Genomic DNA, 17,426 nt, shown 5'->3' on the forward strand with positions numbered 1-17,426 from the left:
TTTACAATCTTTAAACCGCGCAAAAGGCGAAGTTTAAAGATTGTACAGGTCTCATCGCTTCTTTTTGTAAGGTTCCATGCCTTCGCGTGCCAGCTCATCCGCACGTTCATTTTCCGCATGTCCCGCGTGGCCTTTGATCCATTTCCAGGTCACCTGATGGCGGGCCTGGGCGGCGTCCAGGCGCTTCCATAGATCTTCATTTTTCACAGGCTTTTTCGCGGCGGTTTTCCAGCCGTTTTTCTTCCAGCCAAAAATCCACTTTGTCACCCCGTCTTTCACGTAGGAACTGTCGGTGGTGATCGTCAGTTCAGACGGCCGTTCCAGGGTTTCAAGCGCGCTGATCGCGGCCATCAGTTCCATACGGTTGTTGGTGGTTTCCCCTTCGCCGCCCTTCAGGCAGCGTTCTTTCAGGATATCGTCACCATTCAGCGCACGCAACAAAACGCCCCATCCCCCGGGGCCGGGGTTTCCGGAACATGCACCATCGGTCCAGGCGTGTAGATCAGGCATTCTGTGGCTTTCTTAAGGTGATGGTAATATGTTGGGCTTCTTCGCCGCTGAGGCCGATGGACGATCCGCGGGTGATTTGCGGATCAGCCAGGCCGGCCCCCTGCATATGGGACAGCAGTTCATCTTCAGTGAAGTAACTGTAGAGGCGGCCAATGCTGTCGCGATGTTCACCATCACCCAGCTTCATTGCGATGTAAAACAGGCCGCCGGGCTTCAGGGTTGCGGTCAGCTGAGTGATCAGATCGGGGAAGGCATCACGCGGCGCGTGCAGCAGGCTGAAGCTGGCCCAGATGCCGTCGTAGGTATCCTGACCACCGACCTCTTCAAAGCGGGCGATGCGGGCTGTGACACCGCTGTCACAGGCGAGTTGCACCATGTCAGGTGAGGCATCCACGGCATCCACACGGTGACCAGCATCCTGCATGGCTTTCGCCATATGGCCGGGGCCACAACCGAGATCAAGGATCAGAGAACCGGCAGGCAGAGCGGCGATAAAAGACCCTAATTCAGGGGATTTTGCATCTTCGGTGGTGATTTTCGCATAGTCAGAACTGCGCGCGTTGTAGACTTGGATTGTTTCGTCATCGACAGGCATCAGGCTTTCTCCATCGCAAGTTTCAGGCCCAGACCTGCAAAGCTGGCAGCGAAGATCCGGCGGATCCAGCTTTGCGCGCGTGGGTTTTCAAGAACCTTGCGGCGGGCGACGGAGGCAAAGACACCGTAAAGCACGAAGACAAGGAAGGTCATGACCATGAAGGCTGCGCCCAGGGTGATCATTTCGCTGGTTGCAGTGCCGGGGGTGCCGGAGAGGAACTGCGGCAGGAAGGCCAGGAAGAAGATCGACAGTTTCGGGTTCAGCACATTGATCAGCGTGCCGCGTGTTGCGGTGCGGGTGAGCGACGCGCGCGGGGCGGAATTATCCGGGTTGACCGATAGCTTGCTGCTGTCGCGCAGGGTCTGCCAGGCCATGTAAAGCAGAAAGGCGACGCCTGCGAATTTCACCAGCTGAAACAGCAGGGCAGAGCTGTGCAGGATCGCGGCAACACCCAGGATCGCGGCCAGAAGATGCGGAATGATCCCAAGGGTGCAACCCAAGGCGGCGGCAAGGGCGGCGCGGTGTCCGCGCAAAAACCCGGTGGAGATCGTATAGATCACGCCCGTCCCAGGGGAGAGCACAACAATCAGGGCGGTCAGCAGGAATTCGGGGGTCATGGTGGCCTCTTACGTGCGCAGGACGCGCGGGACTTTGAACTCGATGTTTTCCTGTGCGGTTTCAACCATTTCCACGGTCACGTCGTAACGATCACGGAAAGCGTCTATCACCTCATCCATCAGAACTTCGGGTGCGGATGCCCCGGCGGTCAGGCCGACGGATGTGATGCCGTCCAGCGCGCGCCAGTCGATATTGGCGGCGCGTTCCACCAGCTGGGAATAGTCGCAGCCAGCCGCAGCGCCGACTTCGACCAGACGGCGGGAGTTTGAGGAATTGGGCGCGCCGATCACCAGGATCGCATCGGCCTTTGGCGCGATGGCTTTAACCGCGTGCTGGCGGTTGGTGGTGGCGTAGCAGATGTCTTCCTTATGCGGGCCGACAATGGCAGGGAAACGGGCCTTGAGCGCATCGACAATATCGGCAGTGTCATCAATCGAAAGCGTCGTCTGGGTGATATAGGCAAGCTGTTCAGGGTCGCGTACCTGCAGCCCTGCCACATCGTCAGGGGTTTCGACCAGCAGGACTTCACCTTCCGGCAATTGCCCCATGGTGCCAATGGTTTCCGGGTGGCCGTCATGGCCGATCATCACCATTTGCAGGCCATTTGCAGAATGACGTTCAGCTTCGATATGCACCTTGGACACCAGCGGGCAGGTGGCATCGACCCAGATCATTTCGCGCGAAGTTGCAGCGGCGGGCACGGATTTGGGCACGCCATGGGCGGAGAAGATCACCGGGCGGTCATCGGGGCAATCGGTAAGTTCTTCGACAAAGATAGCGCCTTTGGCCTTCAGCCCGTCGACAACAAATTTATTGTGCACGATTTCGTGGCGCACATAGACGGGCGCGCCCCATTTTTCGATCGCCATTTCGACAACACGAATGGCGCGGACAACACCGGCGCAGAAACCGCGCGGCGCGGCGAGATAGATGGTCAGGGGGGATTTAGCTGTCATGGTGGCATCCTGCTTGCGTAGTTCACATTTAGGCGCAGGAAGCTTCAAGGTCCAGACCTGGCGTTCAGCTGGGGGACCGGAAAGGGATGTATGATCGCGACGTCGTGGTCTGCCGCGATCATACTTTTTATATGCTGCGTATTACTCGGCTGTTTCCGGCGTGGCCGGATCAAAGTTCTCGCGCGGAGGCCGCCCGATCACGTCTTTAAGTTCCTGGAGCTCGATGAAGTTATCCGCCTGGCGACGGAGTTCATCTGAGATCATAGGAGGCTGGGACCGGATGGTGGAAACCACAGACACACGGACACCTTTGCGTTGGATGCTTTCGATCAATGGTCTGAAATCTCCATCCCCGGAGAACAGAACAATGTGATCGACATGGGGCGCAAGCTCCATCGCATCGACAGCAAGTTCGATGTCCATATTGCCTTTGACTTTCCGCCGGCCCATGGAATCTGTGTATTCCCGTGCCGGTTTGGTGACCATTGTGAACCCGTTATAGTTCAGCCAGTCGACCAGGGGCCGGATCGGAGAATAGTCATCATTTTCCAGCAGCGCAGTGTAGTAAAACGCGCGCAGCAGGCGACCGCGGCGCATGAATTCCTGGCGCAGCAGTTTGTAATCGATGTCGAAACCCAGTGACTTTGCAGCGGCGTATAGGTTAGAGCCATCAATGAACAGCGCCAGCCGTTCGTCTCGGTAAAACATGTAATCCCTTTCGGTAAAGTGACGTTTCGTCCCGAATTACTAATTACAGAGGCCTGGCGACCTCTGATGCGAAACTTACCATAGATAGGGGATATAAGCAGGGGAAAAGCAGTTGAAAAGTAAGAAAGCACATAAAACCGCCGTGATCGCATTGGGTGCGAACGATGACAGCGACTCGCTGGCGATGGTTGAACGCCTCCAGGTTGCCCTTGCGGAGCTTGAGTCTGAAGACATATCCGTGCGATTGGTCAGTAAGTTTTACCATTCCCCTTGTTTTCCAGCAGATTATGGTAACGATTTTGTAAACGCAGTCGCTGTTCTGGACGTTTTTCTGCCCCCGAATGAGGTGTTAATGCACCTTCATGAGGTGGAAAAAAACGCAGGTAGAATAAGGGGAAAGCGCTGGGGAACACGGCCTCTGGACCTTGATTTGCTGGCGCAAGAAAATTGCGTCTTGCCCAATCCCGATACCTTTCTTCGCTGGCACAACCTGCCTTTATCGGCACAATTAGAGGAAACCCCTGGTGAAATCATCCTGCCGCATCCGCGAATCACTGACAGGGGATTCGTTCTGATTCCGATGCGCGATGTGTTGCCGGACTGGGTGCATCCGGTGACGGGCAAAACGGTTGATGAGCTGATTGCAGCCCTTCCTGAGGGGGCATGTGATGGCATAACCCCCCTGGACTTGCCGTAAAAGCGGGTATTTGCGCAGCATAGGATGAAAAATGCAGGTATTGTGAAACATCAATTCCTGCTTGAATTCCGTTGCAGTGCAGCGTAAGTCAGTATCTTCAGACATCCCTGGAAATTGGAGCTCCCATGGCCCGCGTTACGGTTGAAGATTGCGTCGACAAAGTACAGAACCGGTTTGAACTGGTAATGCTTGCCTCTCACCGGGCACGTGAAATTTCTGCAGGTGCGGAACTGACCGTCGACCGCGACAACGACAAAAACCCTGTTGTTGCTCTGCGTGAGATTGCCGACGAGACACAGGCAGTTGATGATCTGCGTGAGCGCGCCATTGAAAGCCATCAGACCCAGATCGAGGTTGATGAACCTGAAGAAGACGCTATGGCGCTTCTGATGGGTGCTGAAGCAGACAAGCCTGCTGAAGACGATATGAGCGAAGAACGCCTGCTGCGTCAGTTGATGGAAGCGCAAGGCCAGGGTTAACCCCAGCGAAAGGTCGTAAGACCTGAGAAGAGTGCAGCCTGAATGGCCGAAGAAACCACTGTCGATGACCTGATTGACTGCATTCGTGCATATAATCCGAAATGCAATGAACATCTGATCCGCGCGGCGTTTGATTACGGCGCGCGTATGCATGAGGGGCAGTTCCGCCATTCCGGCGAACCCTATTTTACGCACCCGGTTGCTGTTGCCATGATCGTGGCTGAACAGAAGCTGGATGATGCAACGATCATCACGGCCCTGCTGCATGATACAATTGAAGACACCAAATCCACCTTCGCCGAAGTGGCTGAGATGTTTGGGTCTGAGGTTGCTGAACTTGTGGATGGTGTCACCAAACTGACAAATCTGCAGCTGTCATCGAGTGAAACCAAACAGGCGGAAAATTTCCGTAAACTGTTTATGGCGATGTCGAAAGACATGCGGGTTCTGCTGGTGAAGCTTGCAGACCGTTTGCACAATATGCGCACCATCAAAGCCATGCGCCCGGAAAAGCAGGTGCAGAAGGCACGGGAAACCGTGGATATCTATGCGCCGCTTGCGGGCCGTATGGGTATGCAGTGGATGCGCGAAGAGCTGGAAGATCTGACTTTTGGGGTGCTGAACCCGGAAGGCCGGACCTCTATCATGCGCCGTTTCGTGCATTTGCGCGATGAAAGCGGCGATGTGATCGAAAAGATTACCGGCGATATTGAGACAGAGCTTGAGAAAGCGGGTGTCACGGCCGAAGTCTACGGACGTGCCAAGCGGCCCTATTCGGTCTGGCGCAAGATGGAAGAGAAAGACCAGGGCTTTTCGCGTCTTTCTGACATCTATGGCTTTCGGGTGATCACCCGGGAAATCAGTGACTGTTATCGTGTGCTGGGGGCGATCCATGCCCGCTGGAATGCGATCCCGGGCCGGTTTAAGGATTATATCTCTCAGCCGAAATCAAACGGATACCGTTCCATCCATACGACCGTTTCTGGGCGGGATGGGAAACGCGTTGAAGTCCAGATCCGCACGCCGCAGATGCATGACGTGGCAGAGGTCGGGGTTGCGGCGCATTGGTCGTATAAAAACGGCGAACAAAGTGAAAACCCCTTTGCGGTGGATCCGGCGAAGTGGGTTGCCAGTCTGAATGAACGGTTTGATTCCGCTGAGGATCACGATGAATTCCTCGAGCATGTGAAGCTTGAGATGTATTCTGATCAGGTGTTTTGTTTCACGCCCAAAGGCGAAGTCATCAAACTGCCCCGTGGCGCGACGCCGCTGGATTTTGCTTATGCGATCCACACGCGCATTGGTGACAGCTGCGTGGGTGCGCGTATCGACGGCATTCGCACGCCTTTGTGGACGCGGATCCGCAATGGGCAATCTGTTGAAATCACCACTGCCGAAGGCCAGCGCCCCCAGGCGACCTGGCTTGATATTGTGGCAACCGGTAAGGCGAAATCTGCGATCCGCCGGTCCCTGCGCGAAGATGACCGCGAACGATTTGTCAAGCTTGGCCGTGAACTTGCGCGGGTTGCGTTTGAACATATTGGCAAGGTTGCAAGTGATAAGGCGCTGCTGACGGCTGCACGTCAGCTTGGCCTGAAGAATGCAGATTCTCTGCTGGCGCGTCTGGGCAGTGCAGAACTGACGGCGCGGGATGTGGTGGATACGCTATATCCTGAACTTGCAGATAATCGGGGTGATGAGATCACCGCAGCGGGCGCGGTTCTGGGGCTGCCCGAAGATGAAACCCCGAAGACTGCGCAATGCTGCCAGCCGGTGCCGGGGGAACGTATCGTCGGGATAACATACCGGGGCGAAGGTGTGCTGGTGCATGGGATCGACTGCCCGGTGTTGTCTGATCTGGCGGATCAGCCGGATCGCTGGATTGACCTGCACTGGCATTCCGGACGCCATGCGGCAGAACATGCGGTCACGCTGCATGTGACGATCAGCAATGACGCGGGTGTCCTGGGACGAATTTGCACCTTGATTGGCGAGCAGAAGGCCAATATCTCAAACCTGAGATTCCTGGATCGTAAACAGGATTTTTACAGTCTTCTGATTGATGTGGAGCTGCGCGATGCGGCGCATCTGCATATGGTTATGACGGCGCTGGAAGCGGAAAGCGATGTGGCTTCGATTGAGCGACACCGTGATCCGGAACTGAAACCGTAATCAACGCCTGCGGGCAGGGGATATAGGGTGGTCTTCAAGAGGCGTGATAAGCGATCAAATCTCGTGGCGCTACGGGATTTCTTCTGGCCGAAGACCGGCTGGAAGCGTGCATATCTCTATGTAAAGCATCGCCTGCAGCGTCTGCCGGATCCGCCACACCGTATCGCGCGTGGCATATTTGCAGGCGTGTTCACCAGTTTTACACCCTTCTTCGGGCTGCATTTCTTTGTCGCGGCATTTATCTCGTTTATCCTGCGTGGCAATGTCATTGCGGCACTTTTGGCTACGTTTTTCGGCAACCCACTGACGTTCCCGTTTATCGGCCTGTCCAGCCTGAAGCTGGGGCAATATCTGCTGGGACTGATGGGGCGGGACGTGCCGGTTGCGGTGGTGGGTCAGCAGGATGTTGGGGTGGGTGCCACGCTCTGGCGTAATTTCCTGGCGATGTTTAATGATCAGGATGCGAACTGGGGCTTCCTCTGGGATTTCTACAATACCTTTTTCTTACCCTATCTTGTAGGCGGTATTCTTCCGGGGCTGATTGCCGGGATCATTTGCTATTACATCACTGTACCGGTGATTGACCTGTATCAGAAACGGCGCAAAGGACGTCTGCGGCAGAAGTTCGAGGAAATTCGCGCCCAGAAGGCGGCGAAGGCCGCGGAAGGCGCAGCGGTGCAGGCTGCGGAAAAAGCGGAACAGGCGCGGCTGAACTGGCAGGATGCCCAGGAGGTGGCGATGGAAGCCGCAGAAAAAGCTGTTGAAGCCCGTCAGGAAGCAGAAAAGAAGACGACGGAAACACCCGGGTAAACCGGCGATAATCACAGTGACAATCTTCAGATGACATCCTAGGCTCAGCTTCGAATCGGACAGGAGTTTATGATGAGCACGACATATTCCGGAAAGCTCAGACTGGGTGTGAACATCGACCATGTGGCAACCGTGCGCAATGCGCGTGGTGGCGATTATCCTGATCCTGTGCGTGCAGCAAAACTGGCAGAAGAAGCCGGCGCTGACGGCATCACAGCGCATCTGCGCGAAGACCGCCGCCACATCACTGATCCTGATATTGATGGGCTGATGGAAGCGTTGGATGTGCCTTTGAACTTTGAGATGGCCGCAACGGATGAGATGCAGGCCATCGCCCTGCGTCACAAGCCGCACGCCGTCTGTATCGTGCCGGAAAAGCGCGAGGAAAAGACGACGGAAGGCGGGCTTGAGGTTGCGCGCGATGAAAACCGCTTGGCCCATTTCATTGCGCCTCTGCGGGAAGCGGGCTGTCGTGTGTCGATCTTTATCGCCGCTGACCGTGCCCAGATCGAAGCCGCAAACCGCATTGGGGCCGAAGTGATCGAACTGCACACCGGCGCGTATTGCGACGCCCATGCTGAAGGACGGTTTGAGGAACGTGATGCAGAACTGGAACGCCTGCGCGAAATGTCCACCTTCGCCCATTCCCTTGGCCTTGAAGTCCACGCGGGCCATGGTCTGACTTATGAAACGGTTCAACCGATTGCCGCCTTTCCTGAGGTGATGGAGCTGAACATCGGGCATTTCCTGATGGGCGAAGCCATGTTCCGTGGTCTGACGCCTGCGATTTCAGAAATGCGCCGCCTGATGGATGAAGCCCGCGCATGATCACGGGCGGGTTCATCGCGATCTGGATCGCCTGGATCCTGGCCGGGGGCAGCCCCGGACCAGCGACCATGGGGATCGCCGGAACTGCGATGAATGAAGGCCGCCGGGCCGGGCTTGCTTTTGCACTGGGCATCTGTGCCGGGTCCGCGTCCTGGGGGATTGCAGCGGCACTGGGCCTGTCGGCGGTGATGCTGGCCCATGCCTGGGTGTTTGAACTGATCCGCTACTTTGGCGTGGCTTACCTGGGCTGGCTTGCGCTGAAAGCCCTGCGCCGGGCGATGACATCGGATGAAGTTGCATTGGGCAATCCCGTGACCGGATCTTTGACCGCGATCTTTGCCAAGGGCGCCATGATCCACCTGACCAACCCGAAAGCCATTCTCAGCTGGGGGTCAATCTATGCGATTGTTGCGCCTGCTGACGCGGGTCTTGCGACACTGTTGGGCTATTTCGCCTTGCTGTACGCCGGATCAGTGATGACGTTTATCGGCTATGCTTTTCTATTTTCTTCGGCCAGAATGGTGCGTGCATATACGCGCATGCGGCGCGTTTTTGATTTTGCATTCGCGGCATTTTTTGGCGTCGCGGCCTTTAAAATTTTTACAGTGAGATTAACGTGATGATATTGACGAAGCTGATATATTCGATGGCCGTGAGCTGCGGTCTGGCGTCTGGTGCGATGGCGCAGGTTGTGAATGATTGCGACTGGCAGTCTGCTGCGGCCAATCTGGCGGAACCCTGGGAAGATAACACCCGCACGTTTTCAGAAGGACGGGTGCGGCTGGCGTTGATTGACACCTGGGAGCCGGCTTCGGCTGCGTTTCACATTCTGGTGCTGTCGCCGCCGGATGATGAACTTGGTATCCGCCAGTGCAAGATGATTTCCCAAACCTCATCTCTTGGTTTTACCGGGATCGAATTTTCCATGTTGGAGGCGCGCTATGACCCGGCCATCGGTCTGATCTTTCAGGTGCCGGGGTTTGAATATGCGAATGACGGCATCGATAATACGCCAATTGGCCTGGAATTCACCCTGAACCAGGCGACAGGCGCAATCACAGTAGAAAAGTTTCTGAACCGCGAATGATTTTAGGTATCGGCACAGATCTTGCGAATATTGAACGCATCACGGGCACGCTGGATCGCTTTGGCGACCGGTTCAAAAAACGTGTGTTCACGGAAACCGAACGTGCAAAGGCGGAACGCCGCAAGGATGTGGCCGGGACCTATGCCAAACGCTGGGCCGCGAAAGAAGCCTGTTCCAAAGCGCTTGGCACCGGGCTTGCTATGGGGATTTCCTGGAAAGATATGGCGGTCAGCAACCTGAAAACCGGTCAGCCGGTGATGGAAGTCACGGGCTGGGCGAAAGAACGGCTGGATGAAATGACGCCGCCGGGGCATGAGGCGATCATTCATGTGACCCTGACCGATGATCATCCCTGGGCGCAGGCTTTTGTGGTGATTGAGGCCCGCCCGCTACCGGCGTAATTCTGCCTTCCGGTTGACTCTGCGGTCCTTGCCCCTCATATCGACAGGACAGAATTTAACGGGCCGCAGGGCCAGGCAAAGCAGGACCGCGCAATGACCACAGAAGAGCTTGAGCCAAAACAGGAAGGCCTGTTTGAGACCGTGAAAACCGTGGTCTGGGCTTTGCTGATTGCGGGCATCTTCCGCACCCTGTTCTTCCAGCCGTTTTTCATCCCCTCCGGGTCGATGAAAGATACGCTGTTGGTGGGTGATTTCCTGTTTGTGAACAAGATGGCCTATGGCTATTCGCAATATTCCTGCCCCTTCGGACTTTGCCCGTTTTCCGGCCGGATCCTGGGCGGTGAACCCGCGCGCGGCGATGTGGTTGTTTTCCGCCATCCGACCAACAACCAGGATTATATCAAACGCCTGATTGGCCTGCCGGGCGACCGTATTCAGGTGAAAGACAGTGTCATTTACATCAACGGCGAAGCTGCGCCGCAGGTGCCGGATGGGGTCTTCCGCGAGGTGTTTGAACCACAGGGTGGTCAGGGCCGTCTGCCGGCGTGTGAATATCGTGAAGGCAATGACTGTGTGAAAACCCGTTATATCGAAACCCTTCCTGGCGGTGTGTCCCATTCGATCCTGGATATTGGTTTGCGCGCGACCGACAATACACCTGTGTTTACCGTGCCAGAGGGCGAATATTTCTTCATGGGTGACAACCGCGATAATTCCATCGATTCCCGTGTTCCGCAAAGCCGCAATGGCGTGGGTTTTGTCCCCTATGAAAACCTGATCGGCCGGGCCGATCGCGTGGTGTTTTCCTCTGCCGGGAAACGTATGTTCTATTTCTGGACCTGGCGTTCAGATCGTTTCTTTAAGGCGGTCGAGTGAAAGTTTCTGCAGAAATAAAAGGGTTTCAGACCCGTATTGGTTATGACTTCCGCGCGCCCGATCTGTTGATCCGGGCGCTGACGCATTCTTCCATGTCCTCGCCCACCCGTGACGACAACCAGCGCCTTGAATTCCTGGGCGACCGGGTGCTTGGGCTTGTCATGGCCGAAGCCTTGCTGGAAGCTGACCAGCAGGCGGCAGAAGGCCAGCTTGCGCCGCGTTTTAACCAGCTTGTGCGCAAGGAAACCTGCGCAGATGTTGCGCGTGAAATTGATCTGGGCGCAGTGCTGAAACTTGGTCGTTCTGAAATGCTGTCTGGCGGACGTCGCAAAAACGCGCTGCTGGGTGACGGCATGGAGGCCGTGATCGCAGCCGTGTATAAAGACGGTGGCTTTGACGCGGCGCGGGACCTGATCCTGCGGCTCTGGAATGCGCGGATCAACCATGTGGAAGCAGATGCACGCGACGCCAAAACCTCTCTGCAGGAATGGGCGCAGGCCCGCAAACAACAACCCCCGAAATATGTGGAGCTTTCCCGCTCCGGCCCGGATCATGCTCCGGTATTTATAATCGAAGCGCAGTTGCAAACCGGTGAGGCAGAACAAGCCACCGCAGGCAGCAAGCGCGAAGCCCAGCAAATGGCCGCAAAGGCGCTGCTGGAGCGTCTGGAGAAAAAGAAATGACAGAAACACGCGCGGGCTTTGTCGCCCTGATCGGTGAACCCAATGCCGGGAAATCCACTTTGACCAACCGCATGGTCGGGGCCAAAGTTTCCATCGTAACCCACAAGGTGCAGACCACCCGCGCCCGCATTCGCGGCGTGGCACTTGAGGGCCAATCGCAGATGGTGTTTGTTGATACGCCAGGTCTGTTCCGTCCGCGCCGTCGTCTTGATCGCGCCATGGTCGCCGCCGCCTGGAGCGGTGCTGCAGATGCGGATGTGGTTGTTCTGATGATTGAGGCACATCGCGGTATTACCGAAGGCGTGCAGGCGATCATTGATGCACTGACGGAACGCACAACAGCCAACCAGATTGTGGCGCTGGCGATCAATAAGATTGACCGTGTGCAATCCGAAGTTCTGCTGAAACTGACGCAGGATCTGAACGAAGCCTATGATTTCAAAGAAACCTTTATGATTTCTGCGGAACGTGGCCACGGGGTTGAGGCCTTGAAGTCCTGGGTGGCAACGCAGGTGCCTGAAGGCCCATGGCTTTACCCGGAAGATCAGATTGCCGACCTGCCCATGCGTATGATCGCAGCGGAAATGACCCGTGAAAAACTGACCCTGCGTCTGCATCAGGAACTGCCTTACCAGCTGACCGTTGAGACGGAACACTGGGAAGAACGCAAGGATGGGTCCTGTAAGGTGGATCAGAAGATCTTCGTTATGCGGGACGGTCACAAGGGGATTGTTCTGGGCAATAAGGGTGAAACAATCAAAGCCGTGTCCAAAGCTGCCCGTGAAGAGCTGGAAGAATTCCTGGGCCGTCGCGTGCATCTGTTCCTGCAGGTGAAAGTGCGCCCGAACTGGCTGGAAGAAAAAGAGCGCTACAATGAAATGGGCCTCAATTTCCGTGACGGAAACGCATGAGCCGCCTGACGGCGGACTTCTGGGTTTCGGCCTATCTGACACGCCTGCGCCTGGCGGATATTCCGGCGTTTGTTGTGAAAAAAGGTGACCTGACAGCGGGTGCTGTGTTGATCAAACTGAACACGCTTGATGGCCAGGCCGAAGCCTTTCAGCGTAGTTTTGATCTGATGACAGGGGAACGTGCCTGGATTTCCCTTTCGCAGGGGGATGAAGCGTCTGTCGATCAGGCACTTTCAAAACAGCGCAGTTTTGATCCGGATCTCTGGGTGATTGAGGTGGAAGATAAAGCCGGGCGTCACCTGTTGGATGAACCTGGCTTTTCCTGAACTAGGCGAGGGGCCAGCCCCTCGCGTTCCCCGGGATATTTACAGAACAAAAATGAAAACGACCTGGCCCCGAAGGCACAGGCCGCATTTCCGTTCACGGCCATCGGCGTCCCCGCCTGTACCGCAGATCTTTTAAAGCAGGTAAATGCTAATACTTCCCTACTCATTTTTGTTCTTTAAATATCCCGGGGGAGTCGCCTTCGGGCGACGGGGGCTGGCCCCTTTCTGCTCCGGGCCATATACTCTTGGTATGGACTGGCGTGATGAAGGGGTTCTGATATCCGTGCGCAGGCATGGTGAGAACGCCGCAATTCTGGAAGTATTTACCGCAACCCACGGGTTGCATGCGGGTGTTGTGCGCGGAGGCACCTCCCGCAAACTCGCGCCGCATCTGCAGCCGGGCAATCAGCTGGATGTGACCTGGCGGGCGCGACTGGAAGAACATATAGGCAGTTTTACCGTAGAGCCTCTGCGGGCGCGGGCGGCGGGTGTGATGAATGATCGCCTGGCACTGGCGGGGTTGAATGCGATCTGTGCCCTGATCAGTTTTGCTTTTGCGGAGCGGGAGAAACATCCGGGGCTGTATCAGCGAACGATCACGCTTTTTGATTTGCTTGCTGCAACAGAGGCCTGGCCGCTGGCCTATTTGCGTTGGGAAGCTGCGCTGTTGGATGAGCTGGGTTTTGGCCTGTCGTTGTCGAAATGCGCGGTCACCGGATCGCGGGATGATCTGATTTATGTGTCGCCGAAAACCGGGCGGGCTGTCAGCCGTGCAGGCGCGGGGGAATGGGCTGACCGTTTGTTGCCCCTGCCGCAATGCTTGCTTGGGCAGGGGGCGGTGATGGACGCAGAAATTCGGGATGGGTTGCGGACCACCGGGCATTTTCTGGCACATCACCTGGCCCCGTCTCTGGGGTCGCGCCCCTTGCCTGCTGCACGGCAGCGACTGATTGATCTGCTGGCGCGGCAGGATTAACGAGCTTCAAACAACATTTTTTCGCCATTGTCGCCGGACAGCAGCAGGACCGGGCCGCTGAATTCGATCAGGGTCATTGTTTCAAGTGCTTCAAAGAACAGCTGTTCTTTATTCAGATCCGCGCAGGCCATCCGGGTTGCGCCAATGGGGCCGGGTGTGAACCAGGGGTAGGGCGCGGGCTGATCCGCGAACCAGATATTGCAGGGGGCCTGACCGCCGATTGAACCTTTTTCCGGGAAGGCAATTGTTGCCGTCGCGTTGAAAGCCGCGCCATTGATTTCGCGCAGGTGATATTCCGCCCCGGGCGTTGCATAGCCGGAAGAGGTTTCATCAGCGCAGGCGGTCAGAAGCAGAAGGCCCGCAGGGAGGAGAAGGTGTTTCATGCGAAAAATCTGGCCTGCGCAGCGTATTTGCGCAAGCCAGAGGATGTTTTACCCCAGAAGACGGCGGGAAATCACCTGGGCCTGAATTTCAGCGGCGCCTTCAAAAATGTTCAGAATGCGTGCATCGCAAAGCACACGGGAAATCTGATACTCCAACGCAAAGCCGTTGCCGCCATGGATCTGCAAGGCATTGTCAGCAGACGCCCAGGCAACACGTGCGCCCAACAGTTTCGCCATACCAGCTTCAAGGTCACAGCGTTTGTCGTGGTCTTTTTGCCAGGCACTGTAATAGGTCAGCTGGCGTGCGATCATCAGTTCAACCGCCATCATCGCCAGTTTGCCACCAACACGGGGAAAGTTGATCAGGCTTTTGCCGAATTGTTTACGGTCAATCGCGTATTGCATGCCGAGTTCCAGCGCGTTTTGCGCGACACCAATCGCGCGGGCGGCGGTCTGGATGCGGGCGCTCTCAAACGTCTGCATCAGCTGTTTAAAGCCTTTGCCTTCCTCGCCGCCCAGAAGGTTTTCCGCCTTCACTTTGAACCCGTCAAACGCCAGTTCATATTCCTTCATACCACGATAGCCCAGAACTTCGATCTCGGTGCCGGTCATGCCCTCGGTTGGGAAGGGGGCGTCATCGGTGCCGGGGGTTTTTTCGGCCAGGAACATCGACAGACCACGGTGATCTGTGCTGTCAGGATCCGTGCGCGCAAGCAAAGTCATCACATGGGTGCGGGCCGCGTGGGTGATCCAGGTTTTATTGCCGTTCACTGTATAAGTGTCGCCATCAAGGGTGGCGCGGGTGCGCAGAGACCCGAGGTCGGACCCGGTGTTTGGTTCTGTAAAGACAGCGGTTGGCAGGATCTCACCAGAGGCGAGTTTAGGCAGCCAGTTTGCCTTTTGTTCATCGGTGCCGCCGCAGATAATCAGTTCCGCCGCGATTTCGGACCGGGTGCCAAGAGAACCCACGCCGATATAGCCGCGCGACAGTTCTTCGGACACCACGACCATAGAGGCCTTTGACAGACCAAAGCCGCCGTGTTCTTCCGGGATGGTCAGGCCAAAGACGCCCATTTCAGCCAGGCTGTCGATGATTTCCATCGGGATGAGTTCATCTTTCAGATGCCAGTCGTGCGCATTGGGCACGACCTGATCATCGGCGAAACGGCGGAATTGATCGCGGATCATTTCCAGTTCCTCATCGAGGCCGGAGTTGCCGAAGACTGCAACGCCCTGTTGTTCCTGCATCAGTTCCACCAGACGCATCCGCGCGGCCTGGCTGTTGCCCTGATTGCAGAGGGTCATAACAGCAGGGGCCATCAGGGCGCGCTGATCGTCCTGCGTCAGGCCCATGTCCTGCAGGCGGGCGATTTCATTCTGGCTCATGGGGATGCCGCCGTAGATCTGCCAGAGATATTCCCCAAAGGCGATTTGGTGGATCAACTGTTCGGTCTCGCCGAATTTGCCGTCAGCATTCAGACGATCGGCCCAGGCCTGCATTTGTTGCAGGGCTTCAACATAGGTCGCAAGCCAGGACAATGCATGTGCAGCATGTTGATTCTGTTCCAGCAGGGCCCCACTGATCCGGTCGCCATCCAGTGTCATTTCACGCACCTTCGCCTGGGCGGTTTGTAGCACAGATTGCACGGGAGCAAGGCTGTCGCGCGTCAGGGACAGAAGGTCAGGAAGAAGGATTTTATCCGTCATGGCGGGCCTCATCAGATCAGGAATGCCCGGAAGGGGCGTCAGGGTTGTGATTAATCACTTTGCAGGTGCAGCGCAACTAAAATGCGGCAATGCGGCAATTTTTGAACAATAATAACAATTGTGATTTTGTGCTGGTCTTTGATACCTGGCGGGATAGGGTCAGCATGACGCGTAGGAGGGCAGGGCATGATCACAGAAATCGGGATGCAGTTGATGGTGATCGCCGCTTTGATCACCTTGTTTGCCGGGGTAGTAAAAGGGGCCGTGGGCTTTGCCATGCCGATGATCATGATCTCGGGCATCAGTTCGATCCTGCCTGCGGAAACCGCGCTGGCCATGCTGATCTTGCCGACTGTGTTAAGCAATGTCACCCAGGCCCTGCGCCAGGGCTGGCGGGCGGCGCGGGAATCGATTGTGCGGTTTCGGGTCTATTTGCTGGTGGGGGCGGTGTTCCTTTTGCTTGGGGCGCAGCTTGTGCCTTACTTGCCGTCGCATATTCTGCTGCTGATTATCGGTGTGCCGGTCAGTGCCTTTGCGCTGATGCAATTGCTTGGCGTGCAGTTCCATGTTGCCCCGGAAAACCGCCTGAAAGCCGAGAGCATGGTTGCGACGATTGCCGGGTTTATCGGTGGCATGTCCGGTGTTTGGGGGCCGCCGACCGTGGCCTATCTGACCGCAACCAACACACCAAAGCAGGAACAGGTGCGGGTGCAGGGCGTGATTTACGGCCTTGGCGCGGTCTTGCTGTTTCTGGCGCATCTACAGACGGGCGTGGTGTCCATGCGCACGCTGCCGGCCTCTGCCCTGATGCTGATTCCGGCGGGCATTGGTATGTTAATCGGCTTCGCCATTCAGGACCGTCTGGATCAGGCGAAGTTTAAGAAAGCAACGCTTTTGGTTCTGGTGGTCGCCGGGCTGAACCTTGTGCGGCGCGGTGCTATGGGCTAAAATTTATGTAAAACGTAAAATAATCATTGTAATAAGCTAATCATTTATTACATAACCCTCCAACTTCACCTTTGTTGGATGGCCCATTATGAAAACCTTTCTCTCTTCCGTCGCTGCCCTTGCAGTGCTTTCCCTCAGTGCCTGTGGCTTTGGTGCGGGCATTGAAACCGTGCAGGCTTCGGATGCTGTTATCGTTACCGGGGTGATTGATGCTTATACGGAAGAAGATCTGCGCGAGGCGGTGAAGAGTAACCCATCCGCCAGTAAACTTGTGCTGCAATATGTGCCCGGGTCTTCTGATGATGAGGCATCGTTGACCGGGCTGTCACGGTTTGTACGTGGATCCGGGCTGACAACCATTGTACCTGCGAATGGGATGGTGGCATCGGGTGGGACAGATTTGCTGACTATGGGGGCTGTACGGATCATTGAACCCGGGGCCTGTATTGGTGTGCACACCTGGGCCGCCGGATTTAACGTGAGCGGCGCTGACCTGCCGCGCAATGCACCGGAACATGAACTTTATCTGCAGTTCTATCGCGATATGGGCATTGATGAGGCATTTTACTGGTTCACTCTGGAAGCCGCCGGGCCGGATGAAATCCACTGGATGAGTGACGCAGAAATCAACCGGTTTAAACTCAGCACCACACCTCTGCGCAGTTCTGTGCAGGAAACGGCTGAACAACGTGCTGCCCGTTGTGAGATGCGATAAGGATTCCGTAAAATTGAAAAGGCCGCCTCACTGGGCGGCC

The 17,426-nt window shown here is 56.3% G+C and carries 22 protein-coding genes; 15 read left to right on the forward strand and 7 right to left on the reverse strand.

From position 1 onward, the window contains the following. Nucleotides 1-51: 51 nt before the first annotated feature. The 5 genes from rnhA to H1D41_RS04570 form a co-directional block, all read right to left on the reverse strand. Nucleotides 52-510: a ribonuclease HI gene (gene rnhA, locus H1D41_RS04550; protein WP_228847806.1), complete on the reverse strand. Its 459-nt coding sequence runs from the start codon at nt 508-510 to the stop codon at nt 52-54. Further along, nucleotides 503-1,105 carry a class I SAM-dependent DNA methyltransferase gene (locus tag H1D41_RS04555; protein WP_228847807.1) on the reverse strand — a complete coding sequence of 201 codons (603 nt, stop codon included), beginning with the start codon at nt 1,103-1,105 and terminating at the stop codon, nt 503-505. The genes rnhA and H1D41_RS04555 overlap by 8 nt, the downstream gene beginning before the upstream one ends. Next, nucleotides 1,105-1,722 carry a LysE family translocator gene (locus H1D41_RS04560; protein WP_228847808.1) on the reverse strand — a complete coding sequence of 206 codons (618 nt, stop codon included), beginning with the start codon at nt 1,720-1,722 and terminating at the stop codon, nt 1,105-1,107. The genes H1D41_RS04555 and H1D41_RS04560 overlap by 1 nt, the downstream gene beginning before the upstream one ends. 9 nt (nt 1,723-1,731) lie before the next feature. After that, on the reverse strand, nt 1,732-2,679 hold the full coding sequence (gene ispH / locus H1D41_RS04565) for a 4-hydroxy-3-methylbut-2-enyl diphosphate reductase (protein WP_228847809.1): 948 nt from the start codon (nt 2,677-2,679) through the stop codon (nt 1,732-1,734). Nucleotides 2,680-2,820: 141 nt separating this feature from the next. Further along, entirely contained in the window at nt 2,821-3,387 is a 567-nt protein-coding gene (locus tag H1D41_RS04570; RefSeq protein WP_107497346.1) for a LabA-like NYN domain-containing protein, read from the reverse strand. 112 nt (nt 3,388-3,499) lie between these two features. Here H1D41_RS04570 and folK point away from each other — a divergent pair, with 112 nt between their 5' ends. The 13 genes from folK (at nt 3,500) to recO (ending at nt 13,633) form a co-directional block, all read left to right on the forward strand. Next, the gene (gene folK / locus H1D41_RS04575; RefSeq protein WP_228847810.1) at nt 3,500-4,084 is read left to right on the forward strand and encodes a 2-amino-4-hydroxy-6-hydroxymethyldihydropteridine diphosphokinase; all 585 of its coding nucleotides are present in this window, start codon (nt 3,500-3,502) and stop codon (nt 4,082-4,084) included. A gap of 125 nt (nt 4,085-4,209) precedes the next feature. Further along, complete coding sequence (gene rpoZ, locus H1D41_RS04580; protein WP_107497345.1) at nt 4,210-4,563, forward strand: DNA-directed RNA polymerase subunit omega; 354 nt, start codon at nt 4,210-4,212, stop codon at nt 4,561-4,563. 42 nt (nt 4,564-4,605) lie between these two features. Further along, on the forward strand, nt 4,606-6,735 hold the full coding sequence (locus H1D41_RS04585; RefSeq protein ID WP_228847811.1) for a RelA/SpoT family protein: 2,130 nt from the start codon (nt 4,606-4,608) through the stop codon (nt 6,733-6,735). Nucleotides 6,736-6,798: 63 nt separating this feature from the next. Next, nucleotides 6,799-7,545, forward strand: a complete 747-nt coding sequence (locus H1D41_RS04590; RefSeq protein WP_324250258.1) for a DUF2062 domain-containing protein — start codon at nt 6,799-6,801, stop codon at nt 7,543-7,545. A gap of 72 nt (nt 7,546-7,617) precedes the next feature. After that, complete coding sequence (locus H1D41_RS04595; protein WP_228847812.1) at nt 7,618-8,373, forward strand: pyridoxine 5'-phosphate synthase; 756 nt, start codon at nt 7,618-7,620, stop codon at nt 8,371-8,373. Continuing rightward, nucleotides 8,370-8,993 (forward strand): LysE family translocator, encoded by a 624-nt coding sequence (locus H1D41_RS04600; RefSeq protein ID WP_107497341.1) that lies wholly within the window; start codon nt 8,370-8,372, stop codon nt 8,991-8,993. The genes H1D41_RS04595 and H1D41_RS04600 overlap by 4 nt, the downstream gene beginning before the upstream one ends. A gap of 26 nt (nt 8,994-9,019) precedes the next feature. Then, on the forward strand, nt 9,020-9,460 hold the full coding sequence (locus H1D41_RS04605) for a hypothetical protein (protein WP_228847813.1): 441 nt from the start codon (nt 9,020-9,022) through the stop codon (nt 9,458-9,460). Further along, nucleotides 9,457-9,861 carry a holo-ACP synthase gene (gene acpS, locus H1D41_RS04610; protein WP_228847814.1) on the forward strand — a complete coding sequence of 135 codons (405 nt, stop codon included), beginning with the start codon at nt 9,457-9,459 and terminating at the stop codon, nt 9,859-9,861. The genes H1D41_RS04605 and acpS overlap by 4 nt, the downstream gene beginning before the upstream one ends. A gap of 93 nt (nt 9,862-9,954) precedes the next feature. Next, a complete protein-coding gene (gene lepB, locus H1D41_RS04615; RefSeq protein ID WP_228847815.1) occupies nt 9,955-10,737 on the forward strand; it encodes a signal peptidase I in 783 nt (260 codons plus the stop codon). After that, entirely contained in the window at nt 10,734-11,420 is a 687-nt protein-coding gene (gene rnc / locus H1D41_RS04620) for a ribonuclease III (protein ID WP_228847816.1), read from the forward strand. The genes lepB and rnc overlap by 4 nt, the downstream gene beginning before the upstream one ends. After that, nucleotides 11,417-12,331 carry a GTPase Era gene (gene era, locus H1D41_RS04625; protein WP_107497336.1) on the forward strand — a complete coding sequence of 305 codons (915 nt, stop codon included), beginning with the start codon at nt 11,417-11,419 and terminating at the stop codon, nt 12,329-12,331. The genes rnc and era overlap by 4 nt, the downstream gene beginning before the upstream one ends. Continuing rightward, entirely contained in the window at nt 12,328-12,657 is a 330-nt protein-coding gene (locus tag H1D41_RS04630; protein ID WP_228847817.1) for a DUF1491 family protein, read from the forward strand. Before era ends, H1D41_RS04630 begins: the two co-directional genes overlap by 4 nt. Nucleotides 12,658-12,907: 250 nt before the next feature. Next, nucleotides 12,908-13,633, forward strand: a complete 726-nt coding sequence (gene recO, locus H1D41_RS04635) for a DNA repair protein RecO (protein ID WP_228847818.1) — start codon at nt 12,908-12,910, stop codon at nt 13,631-13,633. Here recO and H1D41_RS04640 read toward each other — a convergent pair. After that, entirely contained in the window at nt 13,630-14,016 is a 387-nt protein-coding gene (locus H1D41_RS04640; RefSeq protein ID WP_228847819.1) for an META domain-containing protein, read from the reverse strand. The genes recO and H1D41_RS04640 overlap by 4 nt on opposite strands. A gap of 48 nt (nt 14,017-14,064) precedes the next feature. After that, nucleotides 14,065-15,723, reverse strand: coding sequence for an acyl-CoA dehydrogenase family protein (locus H1D41_RS04645; RefSeq protein WP_228847820.1), 1,659 nt, complete (start codon nt 15,721-15,723; stop codon nt 14,065-14,067). 186 nt (nt 15,724-15,909) lie between these two features. Between H1D41_RS04645 and H1D41_RS04650 the strand changes: the two genes are divergently transcribed. Together H1D41_RS04650 and H1D41_RS04655 are read left to right on the forward strand one after the other, a co-directional pair. Next, complete coding sequence (locus H1D41_RS04650; protein ID WP_228847821.1) at nt 15,910-16,671, forward strand: sulfite exporter TauE/SafE family protein; 762 nt, start codon at nt 15,910-15,912, stop codon at nt 16,669-16,671. Nucleotides 16,672-16,759: 88 nt separating this feature from the next. After that, nucleotides 16,760-17,386, forward strand: coding sequence for a COG3904 family protein (locus H1D41_RS04655; protein WP_228847822.1), 627 nt, complete (start codon nt 16,760-16,762; stop codon nt 17,384-17,386). The last annotated feature ends 40 nt before the right edge of the window (nt 17,387-17,426 follow it).

This window comes from Halocynthiibacter styelae (genome assembly GCF_016123485.1).
Taxonomy (GTDB): Bacteria; Pseudomonadota; Alphaproteobacteria; order Rhodobacterales; family Rhodobacteraceae; genus Halocynthiibacter; species Halocynthiibacter styelae.